This is a genomic window from Echinicola pacifica DSM 19836 (genome assembly GCF_000373245.1).
GTDB lineage: Bacteria > Bacteroidota > Bacteroidia > Cytophagales > Cyclobacteriaceae > Echinicola > Echinicola pacifica.
In genome coordinates, this window is record NZ_KB890739.1 from 181,865 (window position 1) to 198,787 (window position 16,923).

Annotated in this window: 13 protein-coding genes; 9 read left to right on the forward strand and 4 right to left on the reverse strand. The window is 44.6% G+C overall.

The annotated features are described in order from the left end of the window. Window positions 1-14 precede the first annotated feature (14 nt). Window positions 15-1,646 carry an adenine deaminase gene (ade, locus tag B050_RS0105335; protein WP_018472860.1) on the reverse strand — a complete coding sequence of 544 codons (1,632 nt, stop codon included), beginning with the start codon at window positions 1,644-1,646 and terminating at the stop codon, window positions 15-17. Between the two features lie 351 nt (window positions 1,647-1,997). On the opposite strand from ade, the gene cmk reads away from it, so the two are divergent. From cmk to nqrE, 7 genes are all read left to right on the forward strand, one after another. Continuing rightward, on the forward strand, window positions 1,998-2,681 hold the full coding sequence (cmk, locus tag B050_RS0105340; RefSeq protein ID WP_018472861.1) for a (d)CMP kinase: 684 nt from the start codon (window positions 1,998-2,000) through the stop codon (window positions 2,679-2,681). A gap of 5 nt (window positions 2,682-2,686) precedes the next feature. Then, window positions 2,687-3,577, forward strand: a complete 891-nt coding sequence (locus B050_RS0105345) for a 4-hydroxy-3-methylbut-2-enyl diphosphate reductase (RefSeq protein ID WP_018472862.1) — start codon at window positions 2,687-2,689, stop codon at window positions 3,575-3,577. A 134-nt stretch (window positions 3,578-3,711) separates the two neighbouring features. Next, window positions 3,712-5,076 carry a Na(+)-translocating NADH-quinone reductase subunit A gene (locus B050_RS0105350; protein WP_018472863.1) on the forward strand — a complete coding sequence of 455 codons (1,365 nt, stop codon included), beginning with the start codon at window positions 3,712-3,714 and terminating at the stop codon, window positions 5,074-5,076. Between the two features lie 5 nt (window positions 5,077-5,081). Further along, window positions 5,082-6,284 carry an NADH:ubiquinone reductase (Na(+)-transporting) subunit B gene (locus B050_RS0105355; RefSeq protein WP_018472864.1) on the forward strand — a complete coding sequence of 401 codons (1,203 nt, stop codon included), beginning with the start codon at window positions 5,082-5,084 and terminating at the stop codon, window positions 6,282-6,284. Further along, window positions 6,271-7,020 carry an NADH:ubiquinone reductase (Na(+)-transporting) subunit C gene (gene nqrC / locus B050_RS0105360; protein WP_026235657.1) on the forward strand — a complete coding sequence of 250 codons (750 nt, stop codon included), beginning with the start codon at window positions 6,271-6,273 and terminating at the stop codon, window positions 7,018-7,020. Before B050_RS0105355 ends, nqrC begins: the two co-directional genes overlap by 14 nt. A gap of 44 nt (window positions 7,021-7,064) precedes the next feature. Further along, entirely contained in the window at window positions 7,065-7,748 is a 684-nt protein-coding gene (locus tag B050_RS0105365) for an NADH:ubiquinone reductase (Na(+)-transporting) subunit D (protein WP_018472866.1), read from the forward strand. A gap of 13 nt (window positions 7,749-7,761) precedes the next feature. After that, the gene (gene nqrE, locus B050_RS0105370; protein WP_018472867.1) at window positions 7,762-8,373 is read left to right on the forward strand and encodes an NADH:ubiquinone reductase (Na(+)-transporting) subunit E; all 612 of its coding nucleotides are present in this window, start codon (window positions 7,762-7,764) and stop codon (window positions 8,371-8,373) included. Between the two features lie 5 nt (window positions 8,374-8,378). On the opposite strand, the gene B050_RS0105375 is transcribed toward nqrE, so the two are convergent. Then, a complete protein-coding gene (locus B050_RS0105375; RefSeq protein WP_018472868.1) occupies window positions 8,379-8,612 on the reverse strand; it encodes a hypothetical protein in 234 nt (77 codons plus the stop codon). Between the two features lie 311 nt (window positions 8,613-8,923). On the opposite strand from B050_RS0105375, the gene B050_RS0105380 reads away from it, so the two are divergent. Next, window positions 8,924-9,490, forward strand: coding sequence for a DUF502 domain-containing protein (locus B050_RS0105380; protein WP_018472869.1), 567 nt, complete (start codon window positions 8,924-8,926; stop codon window positions 9,488-9,490). 140 nt (window positions 9,491-9,630) lie between these two features. Here the strand turns inward: B050_RS0105380 and trxA are convergent, their stop codons facing one another. Then, on the reverse strand, window positions 9,631-9,951 hold the full coding sequence (gene trxA, locus B050_RS0105385; protein WP_018472870.1) for a thioredoxin: 321 nt from the start codon (window positions 9,949-9,951) through the stop codon (window positions 9,631-9,633). Between the two features lie 112 nt (window positions 9,952-10,063). After that, complete coding sequence (dnaE, locus tag B050_RS0105390; protein ID WP_018472871.1) at window positions 10,064-14,353, reverse strand: DNA polymerase III subunit alpha; 4,290 nt, start codon at window positions 14,351-14,353, stop codon at window positions 10,064-10,066. 400 nt (window positions 14,354-14,753) lie between these two features. Between dnaE and B050_RS0105395 the strand changes: the two genes are divergently transcribed. Continuing rightward, on the forward strand, window positions 14,754-16,922 hold the full coding sequence (locus tag B050_RS0105395) for a bifunctional alpha,alpha-trehalose-phosphate synthase (UDP-forming)/trehalose-phosphatase (protein ID WP_026235658.1): 2,169 nt from the start codon (window positions 14,754-14,756) through the stop codon (window positions 16,920-16,922). Window position 16,923 lies beyond the last annotated feature (1 nt).

Below are 16,923 nucleotides of genomic sequence, written 5' to 3' on the forward strand. Positions count from 1 at the left end.
AAATGGATTTAGGCCTATGTGAAAGGAGAAATAAATTTAAAATTCTCCCCATCAAATAGCCCTTTATCGCTCAGTTTGAGAGATGGGATGACCAATAAGGCCATGAAGCTGAGTGACATAAAAGGGGCGGCCAGTGTGGTTCCCATTTTTTTAGAAAGTTGATCAAGTGCCTCATATTTTTTGGCTACTATTTCTGCGCTTTCGGTGCTCATTAGGCCAGCGACAGGCAGCGGTAATACCTTCTTAGCAGCTTCGCTTACCACGGACAGTCCACCTTGGGACGCTATGATGAGGTTTATGGCTTCGCAGATGGACTCATTGTCCAGGCCCACGGCGATTATATTATGAGAGTCATGAGCGACAGAGGACCCAATTGCGCCTTCTTTGAGCCCAAAACCTTTGATAAAAGCGATGGCAGGTGGAGCGTCTGCGTATCGATTTACCACGACTATTTTCAGAATGTCCTCTTCTACATTGGCTTCTATATTCCCTTGTCTCAATTGACCTTTTCCTTGGGCAGATTTGGTGATCAGCTGGCCGTCTTCCACCACGATCACCCGAATGTCGTCCGAGGTGGAGGGCAAATTAAAATCTTCCGGGTTTTTGGGATTAGCGTGGAAGTTATTAATAGGTCTGGCCTCGGTGGTATTGATTAGGGATTGGCCGTTTTCAGCCACTTTTTGTCCTTTAATATAGGTTTCCCTGACCATGAAGGAAGTCAAATCCGAGCAAATAATAAAGTCGGCGGGATCTCCAATTTGGAGGGTACCGACTTCCATTTTATAATGATCGACAGGGTTGATGCAAGCTGCCTGCAAGACCTGATAGAGGTCCTTTCCCGCAGCGACTGCCCGGGCGGCGAGCTGGTTGATATGTCCTTCCACGAGGTTGTCAGGATGCTTATCATCGGAACAAAACATGAGGGAGTCATGATATTCATCGAATAATCCGACCAAGGCCTCGAAGTTTTTGGCGGCACTTCCTTCTCTAATGAGGATTTTCATCCCCAAAGCAAGTTTATCGAGGGCTTCGGCTTCTGTAAAGCACTCATGGTCTGTACTGATGCCGGCGCTGGCATAGGCCTTGGCCTGCTCTCCTCTGAGTCCGGGGGCATGGCCATCCACTGGCTTGCCATATTTTTGCGCCAGGTGGATTTTTGACATGACATCGGGATCCCTATGGATGGTACCCGGCCAGTTCATCATTTCAGCAAGGTAGCCGATTTCCTTTCGGGCAAGTAAAGTGTCAATATCCTCCACGGATATTTGACTGCCGGCAGTTTCGAAGATGGTGGCTGGCACGCAGGATGGCGCACCAAAGTTGAAATGGAAGTTGACCGTTTGGCCATTTTTGATCATAAAGTCAATGCCTTCCATGCCGCAGACATTGGCGATCTCGTGTGGGTCAGAGACGGTGGCCACGGTGCCATGAGTTACGGCTATTTTTGCAAATTCCGATGGCACCAGCATGGAGGATTCTATATGTACATGAGCATCGACGAATCCCGGAAGGATATATACGTCTGGAGCCTGCTCTATGGGGGTAATCGCTATGATTTTGGTGTTTTGGACGTTTATCCGAGCAGGATAAATGCATTTTTTCCTAATATCCACCAATTGCCCTTCTATGAAAAAGGTATCTGTCATAATAAGAATTCTTTTGAGGCTATGCCTCCTCTAAAATCTAGAAAGTAAACTACTTAATGAACCGTAAAATGTAAGAAAAACATTCCGAATGTGGTATTGCTGGTTGATTTAATAGAGAAAAATGGCAATCAAATCGCCGAAATCTGTGGTGATATTGCTGATTTTGTCAGTAAACGGTTTGGTAAATTTAATATAAATTTAGGTTTAATGACCAATAAGCAATAAAGTATTTCGGGGTTTGGGAAGAGGAAACAGAAGGGTGTAGGATTCAGGCTTCTCAATCCTGTATTATCCATTTAAAACCTTATATTTGCACCTGTTAATCATTTAATGCACAGGTAATTTTTGGGAATGAAAAAAATTGTAGTTGCCATTGATGGCTTTTCCGGATGTGGAAAGAGCTCTACAGCTCGTCAGGTAGCCAGTAGATTAGGATATACCTATATAGACTCTGGGGCGATGTATCGGGCGGCAACACTACATTTTTTAAATCAATTTACGGTTCTTACCAATCCCAAGGAAATTCAGAAGGCCTTGGATACCATGGAGATCAGTTTTCACCATAATGAAGACACGGGGAAGCAGGAGACCTATTTGAATGGGCTGAATGTAGAAAAAAAGATCCGTTCTATGGAGGTCTCCGAAAGGGTCAGTGACATAAGTAAGATCAGGGAGGTGCGGCTGGAATTGGTCGCACAGCAGAGGCGATTGGGCAGGCATAAGGGGGTGGTGATGGATGGAAGAGATATTGGGACGGTGGTTTTTCCTGATGCTGAGTTGAAGGTTTTCATGATTGCTGATATTCATATTCGAGCGGAGCGAAGGCAAAAGGAATTGCTGGAAAAGGGTGAATTAGTTGAATTGAAGAAGATAGTAGAAAATCTGTCCACCAGGGACCGCATAGATTCCAGCAGGGCTGAAAGTCCGCTGACCAAGGCGGGAGATGCGGTGGAGATCGATACAAGTTTATTGGATTTTGAGGAGCAAGTGCAACGTATCACCGATATTGCAGAGCAAAAAATCGCTAAAAACTAAGTTTTATGCAGGTAACGATAGATAAAAATTCAGGGTACTGTTTCGGAGTGGAGTTCGCCATCCAAATGGCAGAGGACGAAATGGCCGAATCTGACCGACTGTATTGTCTTGGAGATATTGTCCATAACGATATGGAGGTCAATCGACTAAGTGCCAAGGGACTGGTGGTGATCGACCGTGAGGAGCTGAAGAATCTCAGGGACTGCAAGGTTCTGATTAGGGCTCATGGTGAGCCGCCGGAGACTTATCAATTGGCGATAGAGAATAATATCGAATTGATAGACGCTTCTTGTCCGGTGGTGCTGAAGCTGCAACATCGGGTGAAGACGGCCTTTGATAAGATGGAAAAGAGAGAGGGGCAGATCGTTATTTATGGTAAAAAAGGACATGCTGAGGTGATCGGGCTTACCGGTCAAACCTTGGAGAAGGCCATAGTGGTGATGGAAGATGAGGACTTGGAGAAGATTGATTTTAGTCGTCCAGTGACTTTATTTAGCCAAACCACTAAGAGCACCAAAGGCTTCTATGCGCTAAAGGCAAAGATCGCTGAGAGAATGGCCAAAAGTAATCAGGAGATGGAGGAAGTGGATTTTACGGCGAATGATTCCATCTGTCGGCAGGTATCTAATCGTGAGCCACAGCTGAATCGATTTGCCCAAGAAAATGATGTAATTATCTTTGTGTCAGGCAAAAAGAGCTCCAATGGGAAGGCCTTATACCAGGTGTGTAAGGCGGAGAATCCTCGGAGTTATTTTGTGGAGAATGAAAATGAACTAGATCCAAAGTGGTTTGATCCACAGGATAAAGTAGGTATTTGTGGAGCTACTTCTACGCCGATGTGGCTGATGGAGCAGGTCCAAAATTATATTCAATCGATGGATACTGCCACGGTATGAGGTAGTTTTAATTAAGAAAATCAAAAACACACACGGTTCCGCTCATAAATATTCGCTGATTTATCTTCTAATAACTAATGTATTTTATTAGATTTGAGGCGTTTTTCAAAGGACCATATAGTTTCAAATAAAATATGTCAAAACTAGTTAAGCTTAAGAAGGGATTTGATATTAAGCTGGCAGGAAAGGCGGAAAAGAAAATTGAGGCATTCCAGCCAGCCCAGACCTTCGCAATTAAGCCTACAGACTTTGTAGGTATGCAGCGTCCAAAAGTTATTGTCAATGAAGGAGATACTGTGAAGGCAGGAACTCCCCTCATGATTGACAAGAAACTTGATTCGGTATTATATGCAGCCCCCGTATCAGGCGAAGTTGTAGAAATAAAAAGAGGTGAAAAGAGAAAGCTTCTCGAGATCAAAATCAAGGCCGATAAAGAAATCAGCTACGAGGCGTTCGAGAAGTATTCGGAGTCAGATCTCAAATCCCTAAGCAAGGCGCAGGCAACTGCTGCGATTTTGAAGGGTGGAGTATGGCCACAGATCATCCAGCGTCCTTACGGTATTGTTGCCAATCCGGAGGATGAGCCTAAGGCCATTTTTATCTCAGGTTTTGATTCTCATCCTTTGGCTCCCGATTATGGCGTGCTACTGAAAGGTCAGGAGAAATACTTCCAGGCAGGTATCAATGTGCTTAAGAAGCTGACTTCTGGAAAGGTCCACCTTAATCTAGACCAACAATCTGAGGTATCACCGGTATATGCAGGTGCTCAGGGAGTGGATGTCAACAAATTTTCAGGTCCTCACCCAGCAGGAAATGTGGGCGTGCAGATTCATCACCTAGACCCTATGAATAAGGGTGAGGTCGCTTGGACTGTGAACCCTTACGGCGTGGTGCAGATCGGAAAGCTATTGTTGGAAGGGATTTATGATGCTTCCAAAGTGGTGGCTATCACAGGTTCTGAAGCGAAAAAAGCAGTATATGCTAAGACTTTCCTTGGAGCATGTGTGGATAAGTTTACCACTGGCAATACCCATAGCACAAATTTCAGAGTAGTATCTGGAAATGTCCTTACGGGAGAAAGAATCAACGCTGACGGCTATCTAGGTTTTTACGATCACCAGCTTACCTTACTTCCCGAAGGTGATTACTATGAGTTTATGGGATGGGCAAAGCCTACCAGCACTAAACTTAGTTTCCACCGGGCATTAGGCTTACTTTCTTTCTTATCCCCTAATAAGGATTATGTATTGGACACCAATACAAGAGGAGAGGAAAGAGCTTTTGTTCAGACGGGAGTATTTGAGCAAGTTACCCCAATGGATATCTTCCCTGTTTATCTTTTGAAAGCCATCATGGCAGAAGATTTCGATGAGATGGAAGAGCTTGGTATTTATGAAGTGATCGAGGAGGATTTAGCTCTTTGTGAATTTATAGATGTATCTAAGCATCCTGTTCAGGAAATAGTCAGAAAAGGAATAGAACTAATTCAATATAGTTAATCGATATGAAGTTTCTACGTGATCTGTTAGATAAACAGAAGCCACTCTTCGAAAAGGGCGGCAAATTCGAGAATTTATATTATTTGTATGAGGCAGGGGAGACCTTTATGTTTAGCCCAAATCATACAACGAGTATAAAAGGCACCCAAGTAAAAGACGCTATTGATCTTAAGCGGATGATGATTACCGTGGTAGTGGCCATGTTGCCATGTCTGCTTTTCGGTATGTATAATGTGGGGGCGCAGCATTTTATGGCAGTGGGTGAGTCAGCTGGTTTTGGTGAGAAGTTCTTGCTAGGCCTTAAGTTGGTTCTTCCATTGGTACTTGTTTCTTATACTGCCGGGGGTATCGTGGAAGCGGTATTTGCGGTGATAAGAAAGCACCCTATCAATGAAGGCTTCCTGGTGACAGGGATGCTTATTCCATTGGTAGTGCCTGCGACGATGCCGCTTTGGCAAGTTGCTTTGGCGACGATCTTTGCGGTAATTATCGCTAAGGAAGTATTTGGTGGCACAGGGATGAATATCCTGAATGTGGCCATGACCGCAAGGGCATTCCTTTATTTTGCTTATCCAGCTCAGATTTCTGGCGATAAGGTATGGACTTACCTTGGAGACAAGGTAGCCGTTGATGGTTTCTCTGGAGCTACGGCCCTATCTGTGGCTTTTCAGGCAGGACAAACGGGAGAAACAGTCTCCTCAGCGCTGGCAGCACATAATGCCAGTATCGGTGACCAGCTCTATAGCTTTGCCAATATGTTCTTCGGATTTATCCCTGGATCGATTGGTGAGACTTCTGCATTGATGGCGCTGATCGGTGCTTTGATCTTAATCGCCACAGGCGTTGCCAGCTGGAAAATCATCGTAAGTGGATTCGCCGGTACCTATATCATGGGACTGATAATGAATGCCTTTGCTGTGAATGAGTTTATGGCCATGCCTGCACATTACCATTTGGTGATGGGTGGTGTAGCCTTTGGTATCGTGTTTATGGCTACCGATCCGGTATCTGCCGCGCATACCGAAACTGGCAAATGGGTGTATGGTTTGTTGATCGGTTTCCTGACCGTCATCATCCGTGTGACTAACCCTGCCTATCCGGAAGGAATCATGCTGGCCGTTCTTCTAATGAACGTCTTTGCCCCATTAATTGATTATTATGTTGTAAATGCAAACAAGAAAAGGAGGTTACAACGTGCAACAGTCTAACTCATATATTATCACATTTTCGGTAATCCTGACCGTAGTGCTGGGATTCTTATTATCCGGAACATCCCAATTGCTAGGCCCTATCCAGAAGGAAGCAGTGGCCTTGGATACCAAAAAGCAAATCCTTGGCGCCGTGATTCCTGTAGAGGAGATCGCAGCCATGAAGCCTGCAGATATTAATGCGTATTACGAAAATACCATTTCTTCTAAAGTAGTAAACATCTCTGGAGAAGAAGTGACCGAACAAGATGGTGTAGCAGTAACTGCTGAGACCGTTGATATTAGCAAGAACTATAAGAAGCCAGCTGATCAGCGTCTTTATCCTGTATTCATCTTCCATGATGAGGGAAGTGAAGATAAAGTTATCTCTTATATCCTGCCTGTATATGGCGCTGGATTATGGGATGCGATCTGGGGATACCTTGCATTGGAAACTGATATCAATACGATCAAAGGGGTGACTTTCTCCCACGCTGGAGAAACTCCGGGTCTGGGCGCTAGAATCACCAGTCCGGAAGTTCAAAACAGATATACTGGTAAGAAAATCTATAGCGAGTCAGGAGAACTGGAGCCTGTAGAGATGCAAAAAGGAGAAGGTAGAGATTATTCAGGTCAGGAACATCAGGTGGATGGATTGTCTGGAGCTACCTTGACCGCTAAAGGGGTAAACAATATGTTCGTAAATTATCTAGGAGCCTACCAAGCTTACCTCGAAAAGGTAAAAGGTAAGTCTTAATAATCTGCCTCAATAAAAACTTAAACGTCTCAACATTTATTGATATGAGCACAGAAACAGCAGAAAAAACAGCATTCAAAAAGCCCGCAGAGGCGATGCTGTCTAAGAGAAGAAAAAAATTAATATCTGATCCCTTAGTGGATGATAACCCGGTGACCATTCAGGTATTGGGGATTTGTTCGGCATTGGCAGTGACCACGCAGATGAAGCCTACCTTGGTAATGGCCCTCTCTGTAGTATTCGTAATCGTAATGTCAAACCTTACCATTTCCCTGATGAGAAATACCATTCCATCCAGGGTTAGGATTATCGTACAGCTTGCCGTTGTGGCGACTTTGGTGACCTTGGTAAATGAGGTCCTCAAGGCTTTTGCTTATGATATGTATAAGGAACTTTCCGTATTCGTAGGTTTGATCATTACCAACTGTATCGTAATGGGTCGTCTTGAAGCTTTTGCCATGGGTAATAAGCCTTATGATTCCATTCTTGATGGTTTTGGTAGTGCCTTAGGTTATTCATGGATTATCCTAGCCGTGGCTTTCTTTAGAGAGCTTTGGGGCTCAGGTACCGTGTTTGGTATCCCGGTTTTCGATACCATTTCTTCCCTTTTCGGTGAAGATTTTAACTTGGCGACCAATGGTCTTATGGTGAGTCCCGTGGGGGCATTTATCATCCTAGGACTTATCATCTGGGTACAGCGTACCAAAACTGGTTATGTAGAACATTAAAATTTGCTGGGAAATGGAATTATTTAGTTTAGGAATCCGGTCAATCTTTATTGACAATATGGTATTTGCTTACTTTTTAGGAATGTGCTCTTTCCTTGCAGTTTCTAAAAAAGTAAATACAGCACTTGGTCTAGGTGCCGCTGTAGTTTTCGTATTGACGATTACAGTACCTATGAACTGGCTATTGAATGAATTTGTCCTTAAGGAAGGCGCATTGTCTTTCTTGGGTGAGTCTTTCGCTAGTATCGACCTTACTTTCTTGAGGTTTATCATGTTTATCGCCATCATCGCTGCCATGGTGCAGTTGGTGGAGATGATCGTGGAGAAGTTTGCTCCTGCACTTTATGGTGCCTTGGGGATCTTCCTTCCTTTGATCGCGGTAAACTGTGCCATCCTCGGTGGATCACTATTTATGGCTCAGAGAGATTATACCCTTGCTGAAGCTGCCGTTTATGGCTTCGGTTCAGGTATCGGCTGGTTATTGGCCATCGTTGCCCTTGCCGCCATCCGTGAGCGATTGAAGTATTCTAACGTACCAAACGGCCTGAAAGGCCTTGGGATTACCATGCTGATTACAGGACTTATGGGTATCGCCTTTATGTCTTTCATGGGAATCGACTTATAATAAGCCTACCTCGTGTATGCTGATAGAAGCTCTGCCAATCTCTGGCAGAGCTTTTTTAGCTTTATATCCAGAGGGAAATAGTTTGGTCCTGTATTTTTTTTTCCGGCCAATATGATTTCGCCCCTTTCTTCCAAAACTGTTTTGAGTCCGTACCTTATTTTAGGCTCCATCCCTAGCCTCTGTATCCTATACCTCTCCGGGTGGTACTTAGCCAATATTGAATATATGGCTCTTAGCATCTCCAATAAGCGAATTATCGCTCACCTCGTCCGTCCCTTGGGCTTCCTTAGGTCGTGGAAGTTCCTCCTTCAGGAAATATACGAGTGCATTTATTTAGCTCTTATTGCTTATCCATGATCTATTATGGGAGCTTAGGTTCAAATTGATTTTTCTTTCTATCCCATAAATACCTAAAATAGGACTAGGGCCGGGAAAGGTAAAATACCTAAATCAGTATGCAGGGCTTCGCGGTGTAGATATGGAAGTGTTTATTTATTGTCTTTGAATAAAATTGATCCTATTTTTATAGGGTTCATTCATTCTAAAAATTATGTCATTTACATCCAAACGCATCCTTAATTACTTCTTCAAGGGCTTGCTATTTGTAGCTCCTTTGGCCCTTACCGCCTATATCATTTGGCAAATAGTACTGTTTTTGGATAACCTGCTTCCTGTGCCCATTCCCGGACTTGGGATACTCATCGTATTTGGCATGATCACCTTTATCGGCTACCTCGCCAATATTTTCATCACCCGGCCGATCTTTGAATTGGTCGAAAGGTGGCTGTTTCGCATTCCGCTGGTAAATATCCTCTACACTAGTATCAAAGACCTGATGTCAGCATTCGTGGGTGATAAGAAGAAATTTAATACCCCGGCTATCGTAAAACTGTCTGAGAATATGAGTCGTCTAGGTTTTATTACCCAAGACAACCTGGCCATGATAGGAGAGGACGAGATGGTAGCGGTTTATCTTCCTCATTCGTATAATTTTAGTGGGAATTGCTTTCTGGTGCCTAGAGATAATGTCCGTATTCTTCATGGAGCCAATAGCACCGAGGTAATGAAATTTATCGTTTCAGGAGGGGTGTCAGAACTTAGCGATCCCAAAAAATAGATTACCTTATTTTTATTGTAGGTAAAGAATAGATTGGTCTGGGTCAACTGGGGAATGCCCATTGGAACAAAAAAAGAGGAACAAAAAAAGAGGCTCAAAATATTGAGCCTCTCCGTATATCCTTAGATAGGGTTTTTTGATTAGATTTGGTCTTCTAGCTTTTGAGCTAAAACCGCCTTTGGTACAGCGCCCACTTGCTTATCTACTACTTCTCCGTTTTTGAAGAACAATAGAGTAGGGATACTTCTGATACCGAATTTTGAAGCTACACCTGGATTGGCATCCACGTCCACTTTTCCTACTACCGCCTTGCCGTCATACTCTCCTGCAATCTCCTCAACAACAGGTCCGATCATTTTACATGGTCCGCACCATTCAGCCCAGAAATCCACTAGAATTGGCTGATCAGATTTAATAATTTCTTCAAAGTTAGCGTCTGTAATCTCGATTGCTTTTGCCATTGTATTAATTGTTTAAAGTTTCTATTTCTTTCAAATATAATAATCTAAATGATTTTAACTTTTAATTAGTTCCAATCCTACTAAAAGTTTTTATTCCTAAGCTTTCTTGGGCTTAGATAATCTTATACACGACCTCTGGAAGTGTTTCGAGCTCTTTGATCATTTCATGAGATGGATCCACAGTGTATTTCGTTGACATCAGATCCACAGCGATCCTTTCCTTGATATCCGTGACATTGATGTGTAGCTTAGCTTCTCCCTTATACTTGGTGGTGATGGCCTCCAGCTTCTCCATTAGGTCCAAGGTAAGGTCATCTAAATTGATGTTTATCCGTATGCCCTTGACCATCTTCCCCCTCACTTCATTGAGAAGCATGATATTACCTACTTTGAATTCCACATCATCAGGATTCCAGCGCTTACCCTGGACACTTCCTGTGATATAGAGGAACCAACCTGTCATGAAGTATTCCTTAAATTTGATATAGTCTTCCCCAAAGAAGAAGAAAGTATGCCCTCCCTGGTAATCCTCCATGGTCAAGGTACCAAATGGATTTCCATTCTTGGTCGTCCGGTGGGCAAAAGTCGTGACAATTCCAGCGGCCTTGATATTATCGCCTTTGGATTTTAATAATTCCAAATTGGTGAAATCAGACAATGGGGTATTGGTAAAGGACTCAAACTCCACTCTAAACTGATCCAGTGGATGGCCAGAAATATAGAGTCCGACCACCTCCTTCTCGATATTGAGCTGCTGCAGCTGACTGAAAGGCTCAATAGGCGTCAGGCTAGGTAGCGGCACTTCCATTCCTGAGCCACCGCCAAACATCGATACCTGAGAGCTTTCGGCTTCCTGAGCTTTCTTCTGAGCGTACTTTACAGCTTTCTCGATCAGGGTGGCGTCATTTTCTGCCGCCTCCAAATATTGGCGACGATGATGCGCCGTAAAACAGTCAAAGCCTCCTGCCATGGCAAGGGATTCAAGCGTTTTCTTATTTACAGCTCTTAAATTGATACGCTGGGTAAAGTCAAATATATTTTGATAAGGCCCCTTATCGGCCCTTTCTACGATGATGGAATGCACCGCAGAGGCCCCCGCCCCCTTGATGGCCGCAAGACCAAAACGGATTTTTCCTTCCTGGTTTACCGTAAAGCCATCCTTAGATTCATTGACATCTGGACCAAGTACGGGGATGCCCATTCGCTTACATTCCTCCATGAAAAACGTCACCTGAGTGATGTCATTCATATTATTACTCAATACCGAGGCCATATATTCCGCAGGGTAGTGTGCCTTGAGATAGGCCGTCTGGTAAGCCACCCAAGCATAGCAGGTGGAGTGTGACTTATTGAAGGCGTAGGAGGCGAAGGCTTCCCAATCCTTCCAGATCTTCTCCAGTCTGGTTTTGTCATGACCTTTTTCTGCGGCTTGGTTGACGAATTTTGGCTTCATCTTATCCAGCACGTCCTTGAGCTTTTTACCCATGGCCTTTCGCAGTACATCGGCTTCACCCTTGGTAAATCCTGCCAACTTCTGTGACAGCAGCATCACCTGTTCCTGATAGACGGTAATACCATAAGTTTCCTTTAGGTATTCTTCCATATCATCCAGATCATAGGTGATGGGCTCTTCGCCATGCTTCCGCTTAATGAAACTTGGAATATATTCCAGCGGTCCCGGTCGGTACAGCGCGTTCATGGCAATAAGATCCGCAAATACGGTGGGCTTCAGTTCCCTCATGTATTTCTGCATCCCTGGGGATTCATACTGGAAGATCCCTACCGTCTCGCCACGCTGGAAAAGCTCATAAGTCTTCACGTCATCGATAGGGAAGTTTTCCGGATCCAGGTCGATATCATGGCGTTCTTTGACAATGCGAACGGCATCTTTGATCAAGGTTAGGGTTTTTAGCCCCAAAAAGTCCATTTTTAGTAGTCCGGCATTCTCCACTACGGAGTTGTCAAACTGCGTGCAATACATGTCTGAGTCCTTCGCTAGCGCCACTGGGACGAAGTTGGTGATGTCATCTGGTGTGATGATCACCCCACAGGCGTGGATTCCTGTATTTCGTACTGAGCCTTCAAGGACTTTGGCCTGGTTGATGGTTTTGGCCAGGTCATCATTTCCCTTGGACAGGGAAATGAGCTCATAGGCTTTGTCCAGATTTTCAGAATTGTTTTTTAGCTTATCAGCCAATTTCGCTCGGTCGTTCGCCAGGCTGAAAAGCGCTTTTAGCTTGATGTCTGGCACCAGCTTCGCCAATCGATCCGCATCAGCCAGAGGAAGATCTAGCGCTCTGGCTGTATCTCGAATGGCGGATTTGGCGGCCATGGTACCATAGGTGATGATTTGAGCCACCTGATTAGCGCCATATTTATCGATTACATAATCGATCACCTTCTGACGACCATGGTCATCGAAGTCAATATCAATATCGGGAAGTGATACCCTATCCGGATTTAGGAATCTCTCAAAAAGGAGGTCGTACTTGATAGGATCCACATTGGTAATCGCTATGCAATATGCCACCGCGGAGCCTGCAGCTGATCCCCTTCCCGGACCCACCGATACGCCCATCTCTCGGGCGGCAGTGGTGAAATCCTGTACAATCAGGAAGTAGCCAGGATAGCCAGTATTAGCAATGATGGACAATTCAAAGTCCAGCCGCTCCCGGATTTCGGGAGTGATCTCCTCGTATCTTTTCTTTGCTCCCTCATAAGTGAGGTGCCTCAAATAAGCATTTTCCCCTCTTTTTCCGCCATCCTCATCATCTTGAGGATCTATGAATTTCTCCGGGATATCAAACTTGGGAAGTAATACATCCCTGGATAGTTTATAAGCCTCTACCTTGTCAACGATTTCATTGGTGCAGGCGATTGCTTCGGGAAGGTCAGCAAAGAGCTTCTTCATTTCCTCCGGTGTCTTGATATAGAATTCCTCATTTGGAAAACCATACCTAAACTCTCTTCCCTTTTTGCCAATATATCGCTTTGGTTTATCGACTTTCTCACCATCCTTTACACAGAGTAGGATGTCATGCGCTTTGGCGTCATTCCGAGTATTATAATAGGTATTATTGGCCGCGAAGTATTTCACATCGTACTTCTTTGCAAATCGCAGTAATACTTCGTTTACCTTCTCTTCCTCTGGTACCCCATGTCGGTTTAGCTCCACATAGAAATCCTCGCCAAATTGCTCCTTCCACCAGAGGAAGGCCTCCTCGGCCTGGGTCTCACCTACGTTAAGAATAAGGAAAGGTACTTCTCCCCATAATCCGCCTGTGGTGGCGATGATGTCTTCTTTGTACTGAATGACAAGTTCTCTGTCGATTCTTGGTACATAATAGAATCCTTGCGTATAGGCATAGGAAGCCATTTTTGCCAGATTATGATATCCAGCTTTATTTTTTGCTATAAGGACGGACTGGAAGCCATCGTCCTTTTGTGATTTATTTCGATGGTCTTTGCAGACGTTAAATTCACAGCCCACCACTGGTTTGATATCATTGTCCATTGCCGCCTTCACGAAGTGATAGGCCGCCATCATATTACCATGATCCGTCATGGCAATCGCAGGCATATTAAATTCCTTCGCACGTGCCACCATGGCCGGTATCTCGGAGGTAGCCTGCAGGATAGAATACTGAGTATGAACGTGCAAATGGCTGAAAGGGACATCCACCAGATCACTGATATTGGCCTTTTTAGCTTGCTGAATAATGTCTTGAGCGGCTTTCTTTTGCTCGTCCTTGGCCGCAGCAAAATTCGCTGCATCTAGCTTTGGAGCTTCATAGATGACTTCCGCCACCGTCACCCCTGCCTCCGGTGCCAGCACCCCCGCAGTGATCAGCCCAAAGAAACACCTGGCCGTGGCATCCACATCGTAGGCAGCATCGTGAGCATCGCCGAAACCTTTGCCAAATAACTTCTGGTGAAGCTCTGTCAAGGTCGGCCACTTGTATTTGCCCCCTCTGCCACCAGGTATGGCACAAAACTCCGTGGAAAGGTCCTTGGTGTCTAGGTCTTCCTTCTCCAGCAGCTGCATGGGGATCTCCTTCCGGAGAAACTCTGACCCACATACATTAATGTCAAAACCAATATTGTGACCTACCAGGTATTTGGCTTTTTCTACATCTTTATGGAATATTTCCAAAACCTTGGCTAGGTCATGGCCTTCCTTCAGCGCACGGTCCGTGGAGATGCCATGGACTTTCTCCGCATTATAGGGGATGGTAAAACCCTCTGGTTTTACAATATAGTTCTCACTGGATAGGAGTTTGCCTTTCTCATCATGGAGCTGCCAAGCAAGCTGCACCAGCCGGGGCCAATTGTCCAGATCGGTAATCGGGGCATTATAATTCCTGGGTAAACCAGTAGTTTCTGTATCAAAAATGATATACATAAAGTACTCCTTGGATTTTGTGGTTTGGGGAATCTAAATTAAGCTTATTCTTTTTATTGTGCCAGTGCTCTGGGGCAAATTGTCGCAGTAATTCGGATTAAGAAGCTTCGGGGTGTTTTAGGTCCACAAATCCATAAAAATCGCTGTCTGGTCGGTAAAATTGAGAAGGAAAAGAAGGTAAAGAGAATGAAAATATCCTTCGGAACCTGGGAAACTCCGCTATTTTACTTTAAATAGTCTTTTTTAATGGGTTTTTTGGTACTTAGTGAAGGGATGGCAGTTTTTTTGAGAGGCATATTTTTAGTATATTGAACTGTAAAGTTTTAGACTGTTATTTTGTCAATATCACACCAAAATACCTTATGTCTTTTCATTTTTAATAAAAAACCACATAGCAATTATGGCTAAAACAATTATTGTGTCTAACAGGTTGCCTGTTAGTTTGAGACACAAAAACGGAAAATTTGAATTTAAGCCCAGTGCAGGAGGATTAGCGACAGGATTAGGCTCTATTTATAAAGAAGGCGAAAATATTTGGATTGGTTGGCCCGGAAATGACGTAGAAGACCCTGAGCAAAGGGCAGAGATTATAATAGAATTACATGAACTCAAGATGGCTCCTGTCTTCCTCACCAAAGAGGATATCGAGCAATTCTATGAGGGCTTCAGCAATGAGACACTTTGGCCAGCATTTCACTATTTCACCCAAAATATTAATTATGATGAAAACCACTGGGAAGCCTATGTGCGCGTAAACCAGAAATTCTGTGATGCCATCATCAAGAAGGCCTCCCCTGAGGATACCATTTGGGTGCATGATTATCAGCTGCTGCTACTGCCGCAGATGCTTAGAGAGCGCCTTCCCGGGGCCACCATCGCCTTCTTCCAGCATATCCCCTTCCCATCCTATGAGGTGGTGCGTATGCTGCCCTGGAGACAGGAGATCCTCTCGGGGATGTGTGGAGCGGACCTGATTGGTTTTCATACTTATGATGATATGCGTCACTTCCTCAGTGCAGTGGGCCGTATCATGGGACTGAGCAACGAAAGTGGCTATATCCAAGCCGAAAACCGGCTCATCAACGTGGATAGCTTCCCTATGGGCATCGACTATGATAAGTTTGCCAATTCGGCAAAATCAAAAAATACTCAGAGAATTGCCAAGAAATTCCTCGGTCAACTTGACGATCAGAAACTTTTATTATCTATAGATCGACTGGATTATTCCAAAGGCATACCCCAACGGATCAAGGCCTTCGATCGGTTTTTGGAGGAAAATCCCGAGTACCATGAAAAGGTATCCATGATCATGATTGTGGTGCCTTCCCGGGCAAAGGTCAAGTCTTATATGGAGCTGAAAGAGGAAATAGACACCCTGGTCGGGCGAATAAATAGTGATTACTCGACCCTCAACTGGCTGCCGATCCATTATTTTTATAGAAGTTTTCCTTTTGAGGAATTGAGTGCTTTCTATGCCATGTCTGACATCGCTCTGGTCACCCCTCTGAGAGATGGGATGAATCTCGTCTGCAAGGAATTTGTGGCCAGCAAGGTGGATATGAAGGGTACGCTGATCCTCTCCGAAATGGCAGGGGCCAGTAAGGAACTTCAGGATGCTATTCTGGTGAATCCTAATGATAATAAAGGGGTGGCTGAGGCTATCAAGTACGCGATCACCATGGACGAAAAGGAGCAAAAACTCCGTATTACCTCCATGCAGGAAACCATCCAGCGATATGATATCTTCCAGTGGGTGAAAGTATTCATGGATCGACTGGACCATGTAAAACAAAAACAGCTAGACCTACAGTCTAAGGAAGTGGATGCCGATGTGATCAGAGATCTTGGAGGACATTTTGACAAGGCTAAGAAGCCGATCTTATTCCTGGATTATGATGGTACGCTGGTAGGCTTCAAGAGTAAGCCGGAGGATGCCTTCCCGGATGAGGAACTGAAAACTCTCATCACCAAATTGTCCAAAAAATCTCAGGTGGTCATCATCAGTGGACGGGATAAGGAGACCTTAGGAAGCTGGTTCCAAGGTCAAAATGTGGATCTGATCGCAGAGCATGGCGTATGGCTGAAAATGAACGGTAATGAGGATTGGGATGCCTATGCAGAAGTGGACGATCATTGGAAGCCGGATATCAAGTCGGTAATGGCCTATTATGTTCAGCGGACTCCGGGGGCCTTTATCGAAGAGAAACACCATTCCCTGGTTTGGCATTACCGAAAGGTGGAAAGTGGGCTGGGAGACCTGCGAATGAGAGAGCTCTTCAGCCACCTGAAATACATGGCCCGAGGTCATAACCTGCAGGTACTGGAAGGAAATATGGTGCTGGAGATCAAGCGGCCGGATATCAATAAGGGCCGAGCAGCCACGAGTTTTATGAAGGGTAATACGTATGACTTCATCCTCGCCATAGGTGATGACTGGACCGATGAGGATACGTTTCAGGCCATGCCGGAGGGTGCATTTAGCATCCGCGTGGGCTATAGCTATACCAAGGCCACCTATAATATTAAGAACTCCAAAGAGGTACGTTATTTACTGAATAAGTTTACCTGAT

Coding starts and splice junctions, on each gene's coding strand:
- ade (WP_018472860.1), bottom strand. CDS start 1,646: ATGACAGATACCTTTTTCATAGAAGGGCAATTGGTGGATATTAGGAAA.
- cmk (WP_018472861.1), top strand. CDS start 1,998: ATGAAAAAAATTGTAGTTGCCATTGATGGCTTTTCCGGATGTGGAAAG.
- B050_RS0105345 (WP_018472862.1), top strand. CDS start 2,687: ATGCAGGTAACGATAGATAAAAATTCAGGGTACTGTTTCGGAGTGGAG.
- B050_RS0105350 (WP_018472863.1), top strand. CDS start 3,712: ATGTCAAAACTAGTTAAGCTTAAGAAGGGATTTGATATTAAGCTGGCA.
- B050_RS0105355 (WP_018472864.1), top strand. CDS start 5,082: ATGAAGTTTCTACGTGATCTGTTAGATAAACAGAAGCCACTCTTCGAA.
- B050_RS0105365 (WP_018472866.1), top strand. CDS start 7,065: ATGAGCACAGAAACAGCAGAAAAAACAGCATTCAAAAAGCCCGCAGAG.
- nqrE (WP_018472867.1), top strand. CDS start 7,762: ATGGAATTATTTAGTTTAGGAATCCGGTCAATCTTTATTGACAATATG.
- B050_RS0105375 (WP_018472868.1), bottom strand. CDS start 8,612: ATGCTAAGAGCCATATATTCAATATTGGCTAAGTACCACCCGGAGAGG.
- B050_RS0105380 (WP_018472869.1), top strand. CDS start 8,924: ATGTCATTTACATCCAAACGCATCCTTAATTACTTCTTCAAGGGCTTG.
- trxA (WP_018472870.1), bottom strand. CDS start 9,951: ATGGCAAAAGCAATCGAGATTACAGACGCTAACTTTGAAGAAATTATT.
- dnaE (WP_018472871.1), bottom strand. CDS start 14,353: ATGTATATCATTTTTGATACAGAAACTACTGGTTTACCCAGGAATTAT.
- B050_RS0105395 (WP_026235658.1), top strand. CDS start 14,754: ATGGCTAAAACAATTATTGTGTCTAACAGGTTGCCTGTTAGTTTGAGA.